Origin of the sequence: Mangrovimicrobium sediminis (assembly GCF_004745945.1) — a bacterium.
GTDB lineage: Bacteria > Pseudomonadota > Gammaproteobacteria > Pseudomonadales > Halieaceae > Mangrovimicrobium > Mangrovimicrobium sediminis.
In genome coordinates this window covers 23,547-43,107 of sequence record NZ_SRLE01000011.1, presented here as the reverse complement: position 1 = coordinate 43,107, position 19,561 = coordinate 23,547, and the positions used below count along the sequence as shown (strand labels likewise).

Genomic DNA, 19,561 nt, shown 5'->3' with positions numbered 1-19,561 from the left:
CCATGCACGCCCACTTACGCAACACGCTCGCCCTCCTCGCCCTGCTGGGCCTGCTCGGCGCCTGCGGCAGCACGCCGAAAAGCAACCACTACATCCTGCGCGCGCAGGCGGTACCGGTGGAGACGGATACCGCATTTGCGCTGGGCGTGGGGCCGGTCGGGGTCCCGCCCTACCTGCAGCGCGACGCCATGGTCCTCTCCGACGGCGCCAACCGCCTGGACCTGGCCAACACCGAGCGCTGGGCAGAACCGCTGGAGGACGGCATCACCCGGGTCATGGCGCTGAACCTCGCGGCCCTGCTCGGCACCCAGGACGTGCGCCCCTACCCCTGGCACCCGAAACGGCCGCCGGCCTACGCTCTCAAGCTGCGCGTGCTGGAACTGGACGCCGACAGCGCATCCGCGCGACTGGTGGCGGAGTGGCTGGTCTACCGGCCGGGCGACGACAGCACCCTGGAGCGGCGTATCGCGCGCCTGCAGCAACCGCTGGACGGCGACGGCCCTGAGGCCATCGCCGGCGCCTACAGCGCGTTGTTCTTCCAGTTGAGCGAGATCGCCGCCGCGGCCATCGAAGCCGCGGCGGCCGCCAATCCCCCGACCAGCGAGGAGTAAACCGTATGCACCCACCGTCGTCGCCCCGCGCCCTGCGCGCCGGCCTCCTCGCGGCGTTCGCCGTCACTGCCGCCGATACCAGCCTCGCACAGGACACCGCGCGCCCCTACAACCTGCAACTGGAGGAAGTCACGGTCACCGCGCAAAAGCGCGAGCAGGACTTCATGTCGGTGCCGGTGGCGGTGGACGCGTTCACCGTGCAGGACATCATCAATACCGGCGCGGTCGGCATCCAGGACATCGATGCCTTCATGCCCGGCGTGGACGTCAGCGCGCCCGAGGGCACCTCGACCCAGGTGAGTATCACCGTGCGCGGGGTGAGCGCCATCAACATCAGCTCGGGGCAGGACCCCTCGGTGGCCACCTTCTACGACGGCGCCTACATGCCGCGTGCGGTGACGTCCATCCCGTTTACCGACATCCAGCGCATCGAGGTGCTCAAGGGGCCGCAGGGCACCCTGTTCGGGCGCAACGCCACCGCCGGCGTGGTCAACATCGTGCCCAACAAGCCGGAACCGGAGTTCAACGGCTTCCTCAAGGCGCGCCTGGGCAACCAGGACCTGCAACGCTACGAGGGCATGCTCAACCTGCCGCTGGGGGACGACCTGGCGATGCGCGGCAACCTGTTCTATCACCAGCGCGACGGCTTTACCCGCAACGTCGATGGCGGTGACGATTTCCGCGACGAGGGCTTCCTCGCCGGCCGCGCCGCCGTGCTGTGGACGCCGGGAGAAAGCACCTCGATCCAGCTCGCCGCCGACTTCGAGGACCGCAACGAAATGCCGCGCGCGGCCATCGGCGTCGGCAAGTACGCCTACCAGGGCAGCGACGACCCATTCCGCGGCAAGGACCGCCACGACGTGGTGGGCGGCGAGGAAGAGACCCGCGACATGTACGGCGTCTCCGCGCAACTCGAGCAGAACCTCGGCGGCGCCTGGAACCTGTTCGGCGTACTCAGCTACCGCGACTGGGAAACCACCAACCTGGAGGAGGAGGACGGCACCGCCGACCCGCGGCGCTACCTCGATACCAACAACATCGAGGACTCGGATATCTTCTACACCGAGTGGCGGGTGAGCTACGACGAGGGACCGTTCAATTTTATCGCCGGCGCCAACTACAGCCGCGAGGACGTCTACCAGCGCACCGACATCGGCCTGCTGACCGACTCCTACATGCAGTTCGTCAGCCTGTTACTGCTGCCGGAAATCGGTATCGAGCCGGACCAGGACACCCACGCCTGGGACCTGTTCGCGGATTCCCCCGACGCCTTCTGGAACAGCGTCAGCGACCTCGCGGGCATCGCCGTATTACCACCGGAATACGCCGGCCAGTACTTCACCGAGACCATGGACAACACCGGCGACTTCGTCAACTGGGGCATCTTCGCCGACCTGCGCTACCAGCTCACCGAGCGCCTGGGTATTACCGGCGGCCTGCGCTACAGCGACGACCAGAAGGACTACTCCTGGCAGACCTTCCCGGTGGACCTTGGCTGGTCGCTGCCACCGGCCCGCGTGCAGTACGACCCGGCGGCGCTGGACGTGGCCCCGTCCGCCTACTTCGACAAGTACAGCGCCTCGGACAGCTGGAGCCGGGTCACCGGCCGCCTGGTGCTCGACTGGCAACTCGCCGACAACGCCCTCACCTACCTGTCCTACGCCACCGGCTACAAGTCCGGCGGCTTCGACGGCCAGAGCTTCGGCGCGGTGCGCTCCGGCTCCTTCGACCCGGAGGACATGACCAGCATCGAACTGGGCCTGAAGGGGGATTTCTTCGACGACCGCCTGCGCGCGGAACTCGCCGTGTTCCACCAGGAACTGGACGATCGCCAGCAGCAGGTCGACCTCAAGGAGAGCGCCGACGACCCGGTGGCCGCCCCCGGTGTGATCAGCTCCGACGACACTACCGACGGACTGGAACTGTCGGTCACCTGGAGCGTGATAGACAACCTGCGCCTGGCGGCGCTGACCACCCTGCGCGAAACCGAAACCGAGCGCGAGGCCTATTTCAACGCAGCGGGGGAACCCGCCGGCGGCGACAAGGAAAGTAGCTCCACGGACACCAACTACACCCTGGTGCTGGACTGGACGCCGCAGGTGCCGCGCGGCTTCCTGCTGGTCCACGTCAGCTACGAGTTCGACGAGGACCCGGGCCCGGACTCGGACACGCCGATCTTCCAGACCGGTTCCTGGTACTTCCAGGACCGCGAGTGGCTCAACGCGCGCATCGCCTGGAGCAACGACGCGGAGACCATCGAGGTCGCGCTGTGGGGGGATAACCTGCTCGACGAGGAATACGCCGACAACCCCAGCGGCCTGGGTGCCGACACCCTGGGCGGCATTCACACCAACCCCTACGACACGCTCACCTACGGTATCGACCTGCGCTACTCGTTCTGAGGGCAGCGCTGCGTCCTCTCGCGGGGGCGCGCCCTAACCGTCGCGGGCCAGGTGAACCACCTCGGCCTGGGGCGGCGCCTCCATCAACTCCGGTGCCTTGTTGCGCGCGTTGCTGACCTCGCGTGACAGCGGGACCAGCCGCCAGTCGCATTTTAATCGCGGCTGGAACAGCGGGTCGTCGCTGGCCACCGGGTGGGTATTGTCCAGCCAGCGATCGCGTTCTTCTCCTGCGATAAACACCGGCATACGCGTGTGCCAGGGTGTGAAAGCCTCGGCCGCCGCGGTGGTGACCACGCTGCAGGTGAGCAGGGCGCTGCCGTCGCCGTCCCACACGTCCCACAGCGCTGCCGCGGCAAAGGCGCCCTCCCCGCTCTCGATCAGCCACGGCTGTTTTCCGCCGCCCTCCGTGCGCCACTCGATGAAGCTGCTCATGGGCACGATGCCGCGCTGGCGACGGAACGGGGTGCGGAAAGCGCGGCTACTGGCGAGGGTCTCGGCGCGGGCATTGAACATGCTGTACTTCTGGTCCACCGCCGGCGCCCAGGACGGGGTCAGCCACCAGCGCGCGCTGTCCAGGCGGTGCTCCGGTCCATCCGCGCGCACCAGCGGCACCCCCTCGGTGGGCGCAAGATTGGTCCGCGTGGGCAGGTTGAGGTCGATGCCGAGGTCGCGCAGCAACTGCTGCAGGCCGGGGTTATCGATGACATTGAAGCGTCCGCACATGCCGGCACTGTGCCGAAAAGCCGCGGCGCCGGCAAGCGCGTCAGGGGGCGGCTGCGTCCACCGAGACCTGCATCAGCCAGGCGATCAGGTCGGCGCGGTCCTGTGGGTCGGGGATGCCCAGGCTCATCATGGAGGACGCCGGGTACATGCCCATGGGGTTTTCCAGCCACGCGAACATCACCCGCGGCGTCCACACGAACCGCGCCTGGCGAAACGCCGCGGAGTAGCCGTCGTAGTCCTCGCGCGAGCCGACCACGCGGCCGAAGATGCCGGAGAGGTCCGGCCCGGTGTGCGTGCCCGGCGCGGACTGGATAGCGTGGCAGACCCGGCACGGGCCGAACACCACACGACCGCGCTCGGTGCTGGCCAGGGTGAGGCGGTTGTCCAGTTCGTCGGCGTGCGCTGCTGCGGTGCACAGCGAGGTTAGCGCCAGGACCACGGTTGCACAGGCCGCGCGCGCGATGGCCGACAGGCTCACGCTGTTATTGCCGCGCCAGCCACTCACGCCACTCATAATTCTCACACTACTGACACCACTCACACCACTACCACTACTCATGCCGCACCCGCCGCGGCGCGCCCCGCGCGCCGGCCAAAGAAGGTCGCGTCACCCAGGGACAGGCCGCTGGCGAGCAGCGGTGCGCTAACCATGCCCGAGGCGTTGCGCCCGGCGGCGTAGAGGCCGGGCATGGCCTCGCCATAGGCGTCCAACACCTCGCCGCTCAGGCCGGTGGCAACACCGCCGAGGGTGAATGCCGGGAAAAACGCGCGCTCGCCGCTCACCGCCCAGGCGCTGTAGGGTGGCCCCTGCACCGGGCGCAGGAAGGCGCGGGACTTGCGGAACTGCGGGTCCTCACCGCGCCCGGCGTAGCGGTTGTAGTAGGCGACGCTCTGCTGCAGGGCGCCGCGCGGCAGGCCCAGGGCCTCCTCGATGCCGCCGATGGTATTGCTGCGCGCGGCCAGTTCGAAATCCTGCTGCGTTTCCGGCAGTGCCCCGGCCTGGTCGGTGACCAGCCAGGCACGGCCGCGCTGTTCATAGGTGATGGCGTGGCCGATCAGGCCCTCCCAACTGTCCTCGGCGATGAACCGCTGCCCCGCGGCGTTCACCAGCAGGCCGGCCAGCGCGGCGCCGCTGGCGTCCAGCCGGGACATTGCCGCGCCCTCGTCCATGCGCGGGGCAGCCGCCCCCGCGGCCACGGCCATGTTGATACCCATGCCGAGGTCTCCGGCACCGCCCCAGGGCGTGGCGCACTCGTGCAGCCGCGGGGCATAGCGCCGCACCATGGCGCGCTCCTGGATAAAACCGCCACAGCTCAGGACCACGCCGCGCCGGGCCTGCACGTGCAGCAGGCCGCTGGCAGCGCTCACCGCGACACCACCCACTCGGCCGTCACTGAGCATGACCAGGCGTTCGCCGCGCATCGAGGTGCGCAGGTCCACGCCGAGTTCCGCCACGCGGCGCAGCAGGGCGCGCATCAGCGCAGCGCCGCCGGTGGTCCCGGACAGGCCGGGCACGTGGCCGCGCGGCGCCGGCGCAGCGAAATCCCGCGCCGGCCAGTCGCGCTCCGCCCCACTGAAGAACAGGGAGGCGCTGTCCGCGGGCGTGCCGCGGGCCTCGCTCAGGGCCTCGCGGTAGGTGACGCCCTGCGCGACCAGCCAGTCGAAGTGCGCGGGGCTTTCCTCACAGTACAGGCGCAGTTTATCCAGCGGGGGATTGGGGCCGCCCGCGCGCGATAGGAAGGCGAACATGGCGTCCGTGTCGTCGGCGACGCCGAGCGCCCGCTGCAGGGCGGTACCGCCGCCGGCGTAGATCACGCCCGGCCCGAGACCGGAGGCGCCGCCGGCCTGCGCCAGGTGTTCCAGCAGCAACACGGAAGCACCGGACTGCGCCGCCTCGATCGCGGCGCAACAGCCCGCGGCACCGGCACCCAGCACCACCACGTCGGCGGCCAGGTCCCAGCCCTGCGCGCGCGCCATGACCGGCGCGCTGGCCGCCGCGGCCAGGGCGCCCATCCCGGCCAGCAACTGCCGCCGCCCGATGTGTTCAGCCACGCCGTTTACCGGCGCCCACCGCCGACCTGTGCTCGATCAAAACCACTGCTCCCGGAAGTTTCCCGCAACTGTTCGCGCACCCGATTGTACCGCCTGGCCGCCGATGAAGCGCCCCCGCGACCGGGAAATCCCCGGGTTTTTGGCCCTTTGTTGAAAACCGAAGTCCCTGCTCTATACTGACCGCAGCCATTCTTTTCACTGACTTCTGGGGAGCCCCTACTCTATGGATGCTAGCAACCTGTGGGATACCATGATCCTGCCCTGGATCATCCGCATCGTCCTGGCCGCCGCCATTTTCTACATCGGTCGCGCCGTAGTAAAAATTGTCGTCAAGGTTGTCGACAAGTTCATGACCGCGCGCGCGATGGACGAGATACTGGTCCGTTTCCTGTGCTCCATCCTGCGCTGGGTACTGCTGCTGTTCGTGGTGATCGCCGCGCTCAGCCAACTGGGTATCGACACTACCTCGCTGGTGGCCCTGCTCGGTGCCGCTGGCCTGGCCATCGGCCTGTCGCTGCAAAGCTCCCTCGGCAACTTTGCCGCCGGGGTCATGCTCATCGTATTCCGCCCGTTCACCAAGGGCCACTTCGTCGAGGCCGGTGGCGCCATGGGCGTGGTAGAGAAGATCAGCATTTTCACTACCACCCTGACCACTCCCGACAACAAGGAAGTGATCGTGCCCAACGGCGCGATTCTCGGCAGCAACATCACCAACTTCTCCGCCCGCCCGACGCGCCGCGTCGACATGGTATTCGGCATTTCCTACGGCGATGACATCCGCAAGGCCAAGACCCTGCTCGAGGAGATCATCGCCGCGGATGACCGCATCCTGCCGGAGCCGGCACCGGTGGTGGCGCTGGGCGAACTCGCCGATTCCAGCGTCAACTTCGTGGTGCGCCCCTGGGTGAATGCCGCGGACTACTGGGCCGTGCTATGGGACACCAACGCCGCGGTGAAGCTCAAGTTCGACGAAGCGGGCATCTCCATCCCCTTCCCGCAAATGGATGTCCACCTCGACAAGAGCGAGTAGCTCGCTCACCGCGCCCCGGGTTGACACACAGCCCGGGCGCGGCCCCCAAAGATTACAGAACTTTTACCCACCGGCCGATAAAAAGTCGGGAAATCACCGGAAGTTTCCGACCGGGTGTGGGGCCTTTTGTGCTATAAAAGTCCCCCTTTTTTATATGGGCTAAGACGTGCTGGCGATCAAGCGACAACTCCTGGTTTCCGTGCTCCTGCTGGGCGCGGCTGTGGGTATCAGCGTGCTGCTGTTCCTCGGTCGTCCGCCGGCGGAGATCGCCGAGCCGGTGGTCCGTCCGGTCAGCGTCGATGTGGCGGTTGCGGTGGCCGAGAACATCCGCGTCGAGATCCAGGCCCAGGGCACGGTGGAGGCGCTGCGCCGCACCGCACTGCTGGCCGAGGTCTCCGGCCGCGTGGTGGAGACCAGCGACAAGTTCCTGGTCGGCGGCTTCGTCGCCGCCGATGAAGTCCTGTTGCGCATCGACCCGCGCGACTACCAGACCGAACTGCTACGCGCCCAGGCCGCGGTGGAAACCGCCGAGAGCGCGCTGGCCCAGGAAAAGGGTCGCGCCGAGGTCGCCCTCGCCGAGTGGGAAAAACTGCCCGCCAACAGCCAGCGCAACCAGGAGGCGCGCGACCTCTACCTGCGCAAGCCGCAGCTGGAACAGGCCCAGGCCCAATTGCGCGCCGCCACCGCCGACCTCAACACCGCCCGCGACCGGCTCGAGCGCACTATCATCCGCGCCCCCTACGACGCGGTGATTGCCAGCCGCGACACCGAGCTGGGGCAATACGTGGTCACCGGCGCGCGGCTGGCCGAGGTGTTCTCTGTCGACTACGCGGAAGTGCGCCTGCCGGTAGCGCAGAGCCGGCTGGCCTTCCTCGAACTGCCGGGCCTGGGCAAGTTTGCCAGCGACACCCCCATCGACCTGTACACCGCGGCCGGCGGGCAGGTGCGCCACTGGGAGGCGACCCTGCACCGCACCGAGGGTGTCTTCGACGAGCGTTCGCGTTCGCTGTACGTGGTCGCGCGCATTGCCGACCCCTATGCGCTGCACAGCGCAGACGCCGAGCCCCTGCGCATGGGCAGCTTCGTCAACGCCGCGATCACCGGCCGCGAGATCACCGACGTCATCGCCCTGCCGCGCTACGTACTGCGCGCCGGCAACCAGCTGTGGGTGGTCGGCGCCAACGACATCCTGCAGGACCGCGCGGTCTCGGTGCTCAGCACCGGCGGCGAGTTTGCGCTGATTGACGCCGGCCTGCTGCCCGGAGAGCGTGTATCACTGACGCTGCTGGATGAATCCCTGGAAGGCGCCAAAGTGGTGATCAACTCCACCACCCCGACCGACGAGTTGCGCCGGCGCGAGCAGCGCGCCCTGCCCGGCGACGCCACCGCCGCCCTCGCGCCGTGACCACCGGCACCCCCAACGGCGTTATCGCCTGGTTCGCCCGCAACCCGGTGGCGGCGAACCTGCTGATGCTGATCATCATCGTGGTCGGCTTGGGCAGCGCCGCCAACATCCAGCGCAAGATCATGCCCACCTTCGAGTTCGAGATCATCTGGATCTCCGTGCCCTACCCCGGCGCCGCGCCCGAAGAGGTCGAGCGCGGCATCGTCGAGAAAATCGAAGAGGCGATCAACGACATCGAGGGCATCGACCGCATCGAGGCGGACGCCCTGGAATCCGTGGCGCGCATCATGATCGAACCCGTGGACGGCGTCGATATCAGCAAGCTGTACAACGACGTGCAGAACCGCATCGATGGCATCACCACCTTCCCCGCCAACGCCGAGGAGCCGATCATCACCCAGCCCGAGGTCATGTTCCCGGTGCTGAACATCCAGATCAGCGGCAACCTCGACCTGCGCAGCATGAAAGCGCTGGCCCAGGAGATGCGCCGCGACCTGCTCACCTACCCCGAGGTGTCCGCCGCCGACATCATCGGCGACCGCGCCTACGAGATCTCGGTGGAGATCTCCGAGCCGCTGCTGCGCGAGTACCACCTGACCCTGCAGGACGTCGCGCGCACCATCGCCGCCTCCTCCCTGGACCTGCCCGCCGGTTCGCTGCGCACGCGCAACGGCGAGATCATGTTGCGCACCGTGGGCCAGGCCTACCAACAGCAGGCCTTCGAGCAACTGGTACTGCGAACCTGGCCGGACGGCACCCGCCTGCTGCTCGGCGACATCGCCACCGTGCGCGACGACTTCGTCGAGGAGCGCGGCTTCTCCGAATTCGACGGCCGCCCCTCCCTGGGCCTGCAGATCAACAGCATGGGCGAGCAGGACATCATCGAGACCGCCGCCATCGTCAAGGACTACCTGGCGCAGAAACGCGCCGAACTGCCGGATGGCGTGAACCTCGAGGTGTGGGGCGATTTCACCTACTACCTCGACGAACGCCTGGACACCATGGTGCGCAACCTGGCCATCGGCGCGCTGCTGGTGTTCATTACCCTGGCCCTGTTCCTGGAGATCAAACTCGCCTTCTGGGTGATGCTGGGCATACCCGTGTGCTTCCTCGGCGCCATGGCCGCGATCAACACGCCGTATATCCACGCCTCCCTGAACATGGTCAGCATCTTCGGCTTCATCCTGGTGCTGGGCATCGTGGTGGACGACGCCATCATCATCGGCGAGAGTGCCTACAGCGAGACCGAGGCCCACGGCCACAGCCTGGACAGCGTCATCCGCGGCGCCTACCGCGTGGCCACCCCGGCAACCTTCGGTGTGCTCACCACTATCGTCGCCTTCGCGCCCACCCTGTTCGTACAGGGCATGTTTGCGCCGATGCCGGCCGCCGCCGGCTGGGTGGTCATCCTCTGCCTGACCTTCTCGCTGGTGGAATCGAAGTGGATCCTGCCCTCGCACCTGGCGCACAGCAAACCGACGCGCAACCGCCTGCTGCTGCAGGTGGACCGCGTGCAGGAGGAGGTCAACCGGCGCCTGCGGCACTTCATCGACAATCGCTACCGCCAACTGCTACTGACGTTCATCGCCAACCGCTATCTCTCGCTGGCCGCCTTCCTCGCCCTGCTCATTCTCTGCGTCGGCCTGGTCAGCGGCGGCTTGGTGCGGGTCATCGTCTCGCCGCACCAGCCCGGGGAGTTTCTCTCCGCGGAGCTGCGCATGTCCGAGGGCAGCCCCGAGGAGCGCACCGCGGAGGCCACCCGACGCATCGTCGAGGGCATGCGCACCATCGACCGCGAACACCAGCGACAGACCGGCAGCAGCGAGAGTTTCATCGCCCATATCGCCGCCCACGTCTACGACCGCATCAACGGACGCATCGATGTCGAGTTGACCAAACAGGACAAGCGCGAGATCTCCAACGCCGAGATCCAGCGCCTGTGGCGCGAGCAGGTCGGCCACATCCACGGCGCCGACGTGCTCGGCTTCAAGACCTCCGACGGCCCCGAGTTCGGCCCCAACGTCGCCTTCGACCTCGAGCACAACGACTTCGAGACCCTGCGGGCTGCCGCCGCGGAACTGGAGGAACACCTGCGCCACTACGACGGGCTGTCGGACATTCGCAACGGCGCCAGCGACAGCCGCGACGAATACCACTTCGAACTGCTGCCCGAGGGCGAGGCACTGGGACTGACGCGCCTGGATCTCGGCACCCAGGTGCGCAACGCGTTTTACGGCGCCGAAGCCCAGCGCATCCAGCGCGGCTTCGACGAGGTGAAGGTGATGGTGCGCTACCCGCAACGGGACCGCGAGAGCGTGGAGAGCCTGGACAACATGTACATCCGCACACCAGACGGCGACAGCGTACCGCTGGATACCGTGGCGCGGGTGGAGGTCAAGCCGGGCCTGCTGAAGTCCACGCGCATCGACTTCCAGCGCGCCGCCGAGGTCACTGCGGTGGCGGATATCGAGGTGGTCGAGCCGTCGCGGGTGATCGGCGACCTGGAGAACAACTTCCTGCCGCAGTTGCGCGAGAAATACCCGGGCCTGCACTGGAACAAGGCGGGTCTGGCGGAGGAAGAGCGACTGCTGATGACCAGCCTGTTCATCGGCTTCGGCCTGTCGCTGTTCGGCATCTACGCCCTGCTCGCGATACCCACGCGCTCCTACCTGCAGCCGCTGATCATCATGGGCGTGATTCCCTTCGGCATCATCGGCGCCGTGGTTGGCCACTGGGTGCTCGACTATGCCCTGGGCATGATGTCATTTATCGGGATCGTCGCCCTGTCCGGGGTGGTGGTGAACGACAGCCTGATCCTTGTCGACTACATCAACCGCGCGGTGGCCGAGGGGGTCGCCCTGGGTGAGGCGATCGTGGAGGCGGCGTGCAAGCGCTTCCGCGCCATCATGCTGACCTCGCTGACCACCTTCCTCGGTCTCGCGCCCATGCTGATGGAGCGCAGCGCGCAGGCCCAGGCGATGATCCCCATGGCCATTTCACTGGCCTTCGGTATCGTCTTCGCCACGGTGATTACCCTGGTACTGGTGCCCAGCCTGTACCTGATCCTCGACGACCTCGGCCGCTGGTGGCGCGGCGAGCGCGTCGTGCGGCCGGCCGCCGAAACCTACTGAACCGCGCCGCAGGCCAGGCAGCGCAGGTAGAGATGCCGCGGGTCCTGCAGTGAATCCACCAGCTGCGCCGCGTCCAGCAGCGGCCGCGCCATCGCCACCAGGGCGGCGACGCGGTCAGAGCGCGTATCGACTACCGCGCCCAGCTGGCTGCCGAGCATTTTCGCCAGTTGCTGGACCAGCAGCTGTGACGGGGTCAGGCTCTCTTCGAAGTAATCCACCTCGTAGCTCTCCAACCCGGCCAGTTCCGCCGCCGCGGCGACCGCGTCGTCGAGGCTGCCCAATGCATCTACCAGACCGACGTCGAGGGCATCGGCGGCACTCCACACACGCCCCTCGGCGACGCTGTCTACCGCCTCCAGGCTCATGTCGCGACCCTCGGCCACCACCTTGCGGAAAATACTGTAGGCGTGGCCGACCCCGGCCTGTACCGCCGCCTCCAGTGCCGGGTTGAGCGGCCGGTCCAGGCGCAACGAGCCCGCCATACTCGTGGTGCCCACACCGTCGGTGTGCACGCCGACGCGCTGCAGCAGGTCCTCGACCGTGGGAAAGGCGGCAAACACGCCGATACTGCCGGTGATGGTGGTCGGTGTGGCCCAGATCTGGTCCGCCTCCGCGGCGATATAGTAGCCGCCGGACGCAGCCATCGCGCCCATGGACACCACCACCGGGATGCCGGCGGCGCGGGCGTCGGCCACCTGCTCGCGGATCACCTCGGCGGCGAACATGCTGCCGCCAGGAGAATTGACGCGCAGCACGATGGCCTTGATACCCTCATCCGCCACCGCATCGCCAATCAGCCAGGCCAGGCTGTCGCCGCCGATGGTCCCGGGCGGCTGCTCGCCGGGCAGCATCGCACCCTGGGCGGTGATCACCGCGATGCGCGCATCCTCTTCCTGCGGCAGGTGGGTGACGCGCTTGTGCCACAGGTATTCCTCGAACGGCACCGCCTCATACAGGCCGTCCTCGTTCTGTGCACCGACGATCTCGGTGAGGTAAGCGTTGGCCTCGATGCGCGACATCAGGTGATCCACCAGCTTCGCCTGCAGCGCATCGACGGCCTGGTCGCCGTCGCCGCCGGTCAGGCGCGCCGGCATACCCTCGATGAACTCGCCGACGGCACCCGCGGGCAACTCGCGATTGCGCTCCACGGTGCCGGTGTACTCACTCCACAGGTCGTCCAGCCAGGTGCGCGTGATGACCTTTTCATCCGGCGACATGTCGTTGCGCAGGAACGGCTCCACCGCGGACTTGTGCTTGCCTGCGCGGAACACGTGCATGTTCACAGAGAGCTTGTCGAGGGCGTCGGCATAATAGTTCTGGTACACGCTGAACCCCTCCAGGCCGAGGCCGCCCAGCGGGTGCATGATGATCTCGTCGGCGAAACTGGCCAGCAGGTACTGGTCCTGGGTGTAGTAGTCACCCACCGCGACAATGCGCTTGCCGGCATCGCGAAACGCCTGCAGGGCAGCAGAGATCTCCTGGGTGCGACTGATGCCGACATACATCAGGTAATCCAGCTCCATCACCAGCGCGTCGATCTTGTCGTCCTCGCGCGCGGTGTCGATGGCTTCGAGGATATCGCGCAGCAGTACTTCGTTCTGCGCCGGGTCGGGCTCACCCGCCAGTGCCGCCAGCGGCTCAACCGGCGCCCGCTGGTCAACCACCACGCCCACCGGGTTGAGCAGCAGCGCGGCCTTGGCCGGCAGCGGCTCCGGCGCACGGCCGACAAACACGAAGTAGAACACCACCAGCATGACCAGGAACAGGATGTTGGCCAGCGCCAGTCGCAGCCAGGTGATGCCCCGCCACAGGGCGGCAAAGAAGCGGCGGATCGGTGAGGTGTCACTCATGGGTAGCCTCCACGGCTTGCTGCGCATTCTCGCCGCGCAATTCCCGCGCGCGCCAGCGCACATAGAGCATTCCGCTGCTGTAGATACCGACAACGGCAAGCATGCCCGCCCAGCGCAGGACAGACTGCGGCTGCTCGAACAGGTCGACCACCAGCAGCATGAAATACAGCAGGCTGACAAAACACAGCCAGACAAAACTGCGCAGATTGTCGCGCTGCATACCGGGCAGGAACAGCAACAACGGGACGAGCAATGCTATCCACACGACGGGCGGCGCCCCGCCCAGCCAGGCGTCGGTCAGCTGCTGCAGGCAGAGTACGGCATAGCTGGCCAGACAGATCACCCGCAGGTTGCGCGTTTTCGGGCTCATTGCGCACCCCGCGCGGCAACTACCGCCACCCGCTTGCCCAGCGCCCGGCACAGCGCGGCTTCCTTGTCGTCCAGCGCGCGGTCGTTGTCGGCACCGGACCAGTGTGAAGCGCCGTAGGGTGTGCCGCCCCCCGTCGCGCTCATCAAGCCTGGCTCGCTGTAGGGCAGGCCGACCAGCAGCATGCCGTGGTGCAGCAGCGGCAACAGCATCGATAGCAGGGTCGACTCCTGGCCGCCGTGCAGGCTGGAGCTGGAGGTGAACACCGCGGCGGGCTTGTCGATAAGCGCCCCGGACAACCACAGGCCGGAGCTGCCGTCGATAAAGTACTTGAGTGGCGCGGCCATGTTGCCGAAGCGGGTCGGACTGCCCAATACCAGGCCGGCGCAGTCGCGCAGGTCTTCCATCTCACAGTACAGCGGCCCGGACTCGGGGATGTCCTCGGCGCTGCGCTCGCAGTCCGCGGAGACCGCTGGCACCGTGCGCAGACGGGCGGTCATCCCGGCTACCTGCTCGACGCCGCGCGCCACCTGGCGGGCCATCTCCGCAGTCGCCCCGTGCCGCGAGTAATACAGCACCAGGACATAGGGCTGGGCCATCAGTCGAGCAGGCCCAGCACGTTCTCCGGGGGACGGCCGAGCACGGCGCGTTCCTCACAGACGACGATCGGCCGCTCGATCAGTTTCGGGTGCGCGGCCATCGCCGCCACCAGTTGTTCCTCGCTGGCGTCCTTGCCCAGCCCGAGCTGCTTGTATTCATCCTCGCCGCGGCGCACCAGTTGCTCGGCGCGCATATCCAGTTGCTCCAGCAGCTGACGGATCTGCGCGGCGTCCGGCGGGGTCTCGAGGTAGAGCACCACCTGCGGCGTGACACCGTGTTCCTCGAGCAGCGCGAGGGTGGCTCGCGACTTGGAACAGCGCGGGTTGTGGTAGATGGTGTATTCGCTCATGACTCGCTCCGGGGCCTGTTTCTGCACAGCGCGAGAGTATATCAAGGCCTGTGCCGCGGCGTGACCATTCGTGCCATAATGCCGGCCATGGAGCAACTCAAACCACTGCTGTACGGGGCCTGGCGGCGCTTGCGCTACTTCGTCTCGCGCTTCAGCGCGGACCGCTGTTCGGAAAACGCGGCGGCCCTCACCTACATGAGCCTGTTCGCCATGGTGCCGCTGCTCACGGTGCTGTACACCATGGCCTCGGCGATCCCCACCTTCCAGGGCCTGGAGCAACAGATGCAGGACCTGCTGTTCCAGCACCTGATGCCGGACACCAGTTCCGAGGTCGAGCGCTACCTCAGCGACTTCTCCCGCCAGGCGAAGAACCTCACCGGCCCGGGCATCCTGTTCCTGGTGGTGACCGCGGTACTGATGCTGCGCAACATCGAAAAAGCGTTCAACCTGATCTGGCGGGCGCGGGAAAACCGCAGCCCGATCTCCAGTTTCCTGCTCTACTGGGCAGTGCTCAGCCTGGCGCCGGTGGCGCTGGGCCTGGCCCTGGGCATCAGCACCTACCTGGCTTCCTATTCCAACGTGCTGGACGCCTACGACATCTTCGGGTTCAAGGCGTTTTTCCTCAAGCTTTCGCCAATCCTGCTCAGCGCCGGCGCCTTTACCCTGTTGTACATCGCCGTGCCGAACTGCCGGGTTCCCTTCAAGCATTCCCTGGTCGGCGGCCTCGCCGCAGCGGTCGGTTTCCACATTGCCCGGGCAGCGTTCACCGACCTGGTGGTGGGTTCGAGCTACACCTTCATTTATGGTGCCTTCGCCGCGGTACCGCTGTTCCTGCTGTGGATCTACCTGTCCTGGAACATCGTATTGATGGGCGGCATCCTGGTGCACAGTCTCTCGGCCTACCAGGATGAGGAGCAGGCCAGCCGCCCCACCCTGCTCAAGGCGCTGGACGTGCTCTACCTGTTCTGGGAAAAACAAAAGGCCGGGCACTCGGTGCGCGAGATCGAGATTCTCAATGGCCGCCACGTGGTGACCCGCGGGCTGGACAGCGAAACCTGGCGGCACCTGCGCGACATCCTGATGGAAAAAAACATCATTACCCAGACCGACCGCGGCCACTACCTGCTCAGCCGCGACCTGCACACCATCAACTTCTGGCAGATGAAAGAATGGATCAACGACGAACAGACGCTGGCAGAGGAACCCGTCGCCGCACACATGGACTGGCAGGCGAACGCCTTCCAGTTGCTGCGCCAGCAGCGCATGCAGCAGCGCGAACTGCTGTCGATGACACTCGCGGAGCTGTACGGCGCGTGAGAGGAATCGCTATGGCACTGGCCTGTGTCGCACTGGCCGCCTGTGGGGCGCAGCAGCCGCCGGACCGGGTGGAGCGCCTGGACCTCGATGACTACCGCGGCCGCTGGGTGGTGATCAACTACTGGGCGCAGTGGTGCAAGCCGTGTCGCGAGGAGATCCCCGAGCTCAACGACTTCGCCCAGCGCTACCCGGAAGTGGCCGTGCTCGGGGTCAACTACGACGGTGCCCGGGACGCTGAACTGCAGGCCCAGATTGACAGTTTCGGCATCCGCTTCCCCACACTGCTCGAGGATCCGGCTGCCGGCCTCGGCGTGGCCCGGCCCCAGGTCCTGCCCACCACCGTGTTTATCGGGCCAGACGGCGCGCTGGCGGCCACCCGGGCAGGACCGCAGACGCTGGAATCCCTCGCCGAGGCCACCGGGCAGGCGCCGCCGCCGAAAGAGGGGTCAGAGTCGAGACTCTGACCCCGGGGCGGGCTATTCCGGAGGGAGGGGTCAGAGTCACGACTCTGACCCCGGCACCTGGCCCCCGGGACTTGCTTGGTAGCCCCAAAAAAAAACGGCCCCGAAAGGGGCCGAAATCCACACTAAACACCAGTGAGTCTCACAGAGATGTAACCTGGATACTCCAGAGGTAGCGGCGCTGCATCTCCAGGGGTCCGAGGACCCACGCCGTTACGGAAAAGTCTGACTGGGGCCGCTGCATGAAGTTCCCGACGTAAACCGCAAAAACGATATTTTTTTCAACCCGCGCACGCATGGACATGGCCAGAGGCAGGGGCTAGGCTTGTCAGCTTTCCAATACCGGGTGCAAACAGGGAGTTCCGCATGGGCAAAATCTACGATAACAACGCACTGACCATCGGCGGCACACCCCTGGTCAGGATCAACCATCTGGCCGGCGGCAACGTCTATGCGAAGCTCGAAAGCCGCAATCCTGCCTTCTCGGTCAAGTGCCGCATCGGTGCCAGCATGGTCGAGGCGGCGGAGAAAGACGGCAGCCTGAAGCCTGGCATGACTATCGTCGAACCAACCAGCGGCAACACCGGCATCGCCCTGGCCTTTGTCGCCTCCGCCAAGGGCTACGGCTGCATCCTCACCATGCCCAACACCATGAGCCTGGAACGGCGCATGTTAATGAAGGCGCTGGGCGCCGAGGTCGTACTGACCGACGGCGCCAAGGGCATTCCCGCAGCGATCGCCAGGGCCGAGGAAATCATCGCCTCCGACCCGCAAAAATACTGGGGCCCCCAGCAGTTCGAGAACCCCGCCAACCCGGCGGTGCACGAGGCCACCACAGGCCCGGAAATCTGGGACGACACCGACGGCGGCGTCGATATCCTGGTCTGCGGCGTGGGCACCGGCGGCACCCTGACCGGCATCTCGCGCTACATCAAGAACACCTGCGGCAAGGCCATCACCACGGTGGCCGTCGAGCCGGACAGCACCACCGTGATCACCGCCGCCAAGGCCGGCGAGGAACCCACCCACGGGCCGCACAAAATCCAGGGGATCGGCGCCGGCATCCTGCCGAAGAACCTCGACCTGGACATGGTCGACGTGGTGGAGCGGGTCTCCAGCGAAGAGGCCATGGAGATGGCGCACAAGCTGATGGAAGAGGAAGGTATTCTCGCCGGGATCTCCTGCGGCGCCGCCATGACTGTGGCCTGCCGCATCGGCGCCCGCCCGGAAAACGCGGACAAGATGATCGTGGTCATCCTGCCCGACTCCGGTGAGCGCTACCTCACATCGCCGCTGTTCGCCGGGTTCTTCTCGGAGAACGAGACCGACCAGACCACGGTCAGCTGACGCTCCGTGCTCGACGAACTGGACCTCGACCGCGGCCTGCGCCTGGGCCTGGATGCGCTGGAACTGGAAGCGCCGACCCCGGTGCAGGCGCAGGTTATACCCGCCGCCCTGGCGGGCGCCGACCTGCGAGTCAGCGCCCAGACCGGCTCCGGCAAGACCCTGGCCTACCTGTTGCCGACCCTGCAGCGGATACTCGCCGCGCCGCCGGCGCGCGATGCCGGCGCCGCGGCGGTGGTGCTGGTACCCACCCGTGAACTGGCGCGCCAGGTGCTGCGCAGCTGCCGCGAACTGATCGCCAAGACCAGCCTGAGTGCCCAGGGCATCACCGGCGGCGCCGATTTCAAATACCAGAAATCCCTGCTGCGCAAGAACCCCGAGATCATCGTCGCGACCCCCGGGCGGCTGCTGGAGCACTGCGAAAAGGGTAGCGCCGACCTCGCTGCGGTGCGCACCCTGGTGCTGGACGAGGCCGACCGCATGCTCGACATGGGCTTTCGCGAAGAGGTGCTCAAGGTCGCCGCGTTCTGCCCGGCGCAGCGCCAGGTCATCCTGCTCTCCGCCACCTTGAACCATGCCGGCCTGGGCAGCGTCGCCGACACCCTGTTGCACGACGCCGTCAGCGTGGCCATCGACCCGCCGCGCACCGCCGGTAGCGGCATCCGCCACCAGCGCATCCTGGCGGACTCACCGGAGCACAAGGACGCCCTGCTCAAGGCCCTGTGCGAGCGCGAAACCGCCGGGCGGGCACTGGTGTTCGCCAACCAGCGCACCACGGCCCAGCGCCTGGGCGCAACCCTTGCAGAGGCCGGGCTGCGCAGCGACTGCCTGCACGGCGAGATGAGCACCGAGGAGCGCAAGGCGGTGATGCATCGCTTCCACAACGGGCAGATCCAGGTGCTATGCGCCTCCGACCTGGCCGCCCGCGGCCTAGACGTACCGGGCATCGAGCTGGTGGTGAACTACGACCTGCCGCGCAGCGGCGATGACTACCTGCACCGCGTCGGGCGCACCGGGCGCGCGGGCGCGGAGGGCCTGGCGGTCTCGCTGGTCGCCCCACGCGACTGGAACCTGATGATCAGTATCCAGCGCTACCTCGGACTGGAATTCGAGGCGGTCGCCATCGACGGCCTGAAGGCGCGCTACCAGGGTCCGAAACGACTCAAGTCCTCCGGCAAGGCCGCCGGCAGTAAAAAGAAAAAAACCACCAAGGCTGCCACCAAGGCCAAGCTGCGCGCGCGCGAGCGCAAGAACAAGGGCAAGCGGCGCACACCCACCGGCGTTTCCAGCGACGGCTTCGCCCCGCTGACCCGCCCGCCGCGCGACAAATAGCGCGCGGCAACTGACACTTGCGCCTGTTCTTCGCCCTGGAGGTCCCCGCGGACCTCGCCCTGGGCATCGCCGACTGGCGTGCCCGCGCCCTCCCCCTTGCGGGCCGCGAGGTTCCCGCCGCGAATTTCCATATCACCCTCGCCTTTATCGGCGAGCTGGCCGAGGCGGCGCTGGACACACTGTGCCGCGAGGTCGATGCGCAGATCGCCGCACGCCCCGCTGCCGCCGGCCAGCTGCAGCTCGACCAGGTCGGTTACTGGCCGCGCCCGGGCATTTTCTGGCTGGGGCCGCAGACCTGGCCGGATACCCTTGGCGGCCTCGCCCACAAGCTGGGCGGCCTCGGCGCCCGGCACGGCAGCGAGCGCCGTCGCGACCGCTTCCAGCCCCACGTCACCCTGTTCCGGCACTGCACCACGCCACCCCCTGCCCCCACCGAATTGCCACAGTTCGCGCTGCCCTACCGCGAGTTCCTGCTCATGGAGTCACGCCAGGGGCGCCACGGTGTGCGCTATGCGCCGGTCGCCGGCTGGAGCCTTGGCGACCCGCTGTGAATTGCGCGCGACTGGGTTAAAATCTTCAGCTGACCC

17 protein-coding genes are annotated in these 19,561 nt (G+C 67.1%); 10 read left to right on the top strand and 7 right to left on the bottom strand.

The annotated features are described in order from the left end of the window. Nucleotides 1-2: 2 nt before the first annotated feature. Complete coding sequence (locus E4634_RS15460) at nucleotides 3-611, top strand: PqiC family protein (RefSeq protein WP_135445518.1); 609 nt, start codon at nucleotides 3-5, stop codon at nucleotides 609-611. Nucleotides 612-616: 5 nt separating this feature from the next. Further along, nucleotides 617-3,013 (top strand): TonB-dependent receptor, encoded by a 2,397-nt coding sequence (locus tag E4634_RS15455; protein WP_135445516.1) that lies wholly within the window; start codon nucleotides 617-619, stop codon nucleotides 3,011-3,013. A gap of 33 nt (nucleotides 3,014-3,046) precedes the next feature. Here the strand turns inward: E4634_RS15455 and E4634_RS15450 are convergent, their stop codons facing one another. From E4634_RS15450 to E4634_RS15440, 3 genes are read right to left on the bottom strand one after another with little or no spacing between them, the layout of a single operon-like run. Then, nucleotides 3,047-3,736: an SOS response-associated peptidase gene (locus tag E4634_RS15450; RefSeq protein ID WP_135445515.1), complete on the bottom strand. Its 690-nt coding sequence runs from the start codon at nucleotides 3,734-3,736 to the stop codon at nucleotides 3,047-3,049. 40 nt (nucleotides 3,737-3,776) lie between these two features. After that, complete coding sequence (locus tag E4634_RS15445) at nucleotides 3,777-4,250, bottom strand: c-type cytochrome (RefSeq protein WP_135445513.1); 474 nt, start codon at nucleotides 4,248-4,250, stop codon at nucleotides 3,777-3,779. Between the two features lie 41 nt (nucleotides 4,251-4,291). After that, entirely contained in the window at nucleotides 4,292-5,788 is a 1,497-nt protein-coding gene (locus E4634_RS15440) for an FAD-dependent oxidoreductase (RefSeq protein ID WP_135445511.1), read from the bottom strand. A 223-nt stretch (nucleotides 5,789-6,011) separates the two neighbouring features. On the opposite strand from E4634_RS15440, the gene E4634_RS15435 reads away from it, so the two are divergent. The 3 genes from E4634_RS15435 to E4634_RS15425 all read left to right on the top strand — a co-directional run bounded on the left by E4634_RS15435 (nucleotide 6,012) and on the right by E4634_RS15425 (nucleotide 11,354). After that, entirely contained in the window at nucleotides 6,012-6,818 is an 807-nt protein-coding gene (locus E4634_RS15435) for a mechanosensitive ion channel family protein (RefSeq protein ID WP_135445509.1), read from the top strand. Between the two features lie 166 nt (nucleotides 6,819-6,984). Continuing rightward, on the top strand, nucleotides 6,985-8,223 hold the full coding sequence (locus E4634_RS15430; protein WP_135445507.1) for an efflux RND transporter periplasmic adaptor subunit: 1,239 nt from the start codon (nucleotides 6,985-6,987) through the stop codon (nucleotides 8,221-8,223). Continuing rightward, nucleotides 8,220-11,354 (top strand): efflux RND transporter permease subunit, encoded by a 3,135-nt coding sequence (locus E4634_RS15425; RefSeq protein ID WP_240725210.1) that lies wholly within the window; start codon nucleotides 8,220-8,222, stop codon nucleotides 11,352-11,354. Before E4634_RS15430 ends, E4634_RS15425 begins: the two co-directional genes overlap by 4 nt. Here the strand turns inward: E4634_RS15425 and sppA are convergent. The 4 genes from sppA to arsC are packed head-to-tail and all read right to left on the bottom strand — an operon-like array spanning nucleotide 11,348 to nucleotide 14,520. Continuing rightward, the gene (gene sppA, locus E4634_RS15420; RefSeq protein ID WP_135445505.1) at nucleotides 11,348-13,204 is read right to left on the bottom strand and encodes a signal peptide peptidase SppA; all 1,857 of its coding nucleotides are present in this window, start codon (nucleotides 13,202-13,204) and stop codon (nucleotides 11,348-11,350) included. The genes E4634_RS15425 and sppA overlap by 7 nt on opposite strands. After that, complete coding sequence (locus E4634_RS15415) at nucleotides 13,197-13,574, bottom strand: DUF2069 domain-containing protein (RefSeq protein WP_135445503.1); 378 nt, start codon at nucleotides 13,572-13,574, stop codon at nucleotides 13,197-13,199. Before E4634_RS15415 ends, sppA begins: the two co-directional genes overlap by 8 nt. Then, entirely contained in the window at nucleotides 13,571-14,170 is a 600-nt protein-coding gene (gene wrbA, locus E4634_RS15410) for an NAD(P)H:quinone oxidoreductase (protein WP_135445501.1), read from the bottom strand. Before wrbA ends, E4634_RS15415 begins: the two co-directional genes overlap by 4 nt. Continuing rightward, nucleotides 14,170-14,520 (bottom strand): arsenate reductase (glutaredoxin), encoded by a 351-nt coding sequence (gene arsC, locus E4634_RS15405; protein ID WP_135445499.1) that lies wholly within the window; start codon nucleotides 14,518-14,520, stop codon nucleotides 14,170-14,172. Before arsC ends, wrbA begins: the two co-directional genes overlap by 1 nt. 87 nt (nucleotides 14,521-14,607) lie before the next feature. Between arsC and E4634_RS15400 the strand changes: the two genes are divergently transcribed. From E4634_RS15400 to thpR, 5 genes are all read left to right on the top strand, one after another. Beyond that, nucleotides 14,608-15,837 (top strand): YihY family inner membrane protein, encoded by a 1,230-nt coding sequence (locus E4634_RS15400; protein WP_135445497.1) that lies wholly within the window; start codon nucleotides 14,608-14,610, stop codon nucleotides 15,835-15,837. A gap of 11 nt (nucleotides 15,838-15,848) precedes the next feature. Next, entirely contained in the window at nucleotides 15,849-16,301 is a 453-nt protein-coding gene (locus E4634_RS15395; protein ID WP_135445495.1) for a TlpA family protein disulfide reductase, read from the top strand. A 363-nt stretch (nucleotides 16,302-16,664) separates the two neighbouring features. Further along, complete coding sequence (cysK, locus tag E4634_RS15390) at nucleotides 16,665-17,645, top strand: cysteine synthase A (RefSeq protein WP_135445493.1); 981 nt, start codon at nucleotides 16,665-16,667, stop codon at nucleotides 17,643-17,645. Nucleotides 17,646-17,651: 6 nt separating this feature from the next. Continuing rightward, a complete protein-coding gene (locus tag E4634_RS15385) occupies nucleotides 17,652-18,974 on the top strand; it encodes a DEAD/DEAH box helicase (RefSeq protein WP_135445491.1) in 1,323 nt (440 codons plus the stop codon). Between the two features lie 17 nt (nucleotides 18,975-18,991). Then, entirely contained in the window at nucleotides 18,992-19,525 is a 534-nt protein-coding gene (thpR, locus tag E4634_RS15380) for an RNA 2',3'-cyclic phosphodiesterase (RefSeq protein WP_135445489.1), read from the top strand. The last annotated feature ends 36 nt before the right edge of the window (nucleotides 19,526-19,561 follow it).

Excerpts from the sequence above, each read along its gene's own strand:
- E4634_RS15460 (WP_135445518.1), top strand. The coding sequence starts at position 3 with ATGCACGCCCACTTACGCAACACGCTCGCCCTCCTCGCCCTGCTGGGC.
- E4634_RS15455 (WP_135445516.1), top strand. The coding sequence starts at position 617 with ATGCACCCACCGTCGTCGCCCCGCGCCCTGCGCGCCGGCCTCCTCGCG.
- E4634_RS15450 (WP_135445515.1), bottom strand. The coding sequence starts at position 3,736 with ATGTGCGGACGCTTCAATGTCATCGATAACCCCGGCCTGCAGCAGTTG.
- E4634_RS15445 (WP_135445513.1), bottom strand. The coding sequence starts at position 4,250 with ATGAGTGGCGTGAGTGGCTGGCGCGGCAATAACAGCGTGAGCCTGTCG.
- E4634_RS15435 (WP_135445509.1), top strand. The coding sequence starts at position 6,012 with ATGGATGCTAGCAACCTGTGGGATACCATGATCCTGCCCTGGATCATC.
- sppA (WP_135445505.1), bottom strand. The coding sequence starts at position 13,204 with ATGAGTGACACCTCACCGATCCGCCGCTTCTTTGCCGCCCTGTGGCGG.
- E4634_RS15415 (WP_135445503.1), bottom strand. The coding sequence starts at position 13,574 with ATGAGCCCGAAAACGCGCAACCTGCGGGTGATCTGTCTGGCCAGCTAT.
- wrbA (WP_135445501.1), bottom strand. The coding sequence starts at position 14,170 with ATGGCCCAGCCCTATGTCCTGGTGCTGTATTACTCGCGGCACGGGGCG.
- arsC (WP_135445499.1), bottom strand. The coding sequence starts at position 14,520 with ATGAGCGAATACACCATCTACCACAACCCGCGCTGTTCCAAGTCGCGA.
- E4634_RS15400 (WP_135445497.1), top strand. The coding sequence starts at position 14,608 with ATGGAGCAACTCAAACCACTGCTGTACGGGGCCTGGCGGCGCTTGCGC.
- E4634_RS15395 (WP_135445495.1), top strand. The coding sequence starts at position 15,849 with ATGGCACTGGCCTGTGTCGCACTGGCCGCCTGTGGGGCGCAGCAGCCG.
- cysK (WP_135445493.1), top strand. The coding sequence starts at position 16,665 with ATGGGCAAAATCTACGATAACAACGCACTGACCATCGGCGGCACACCC.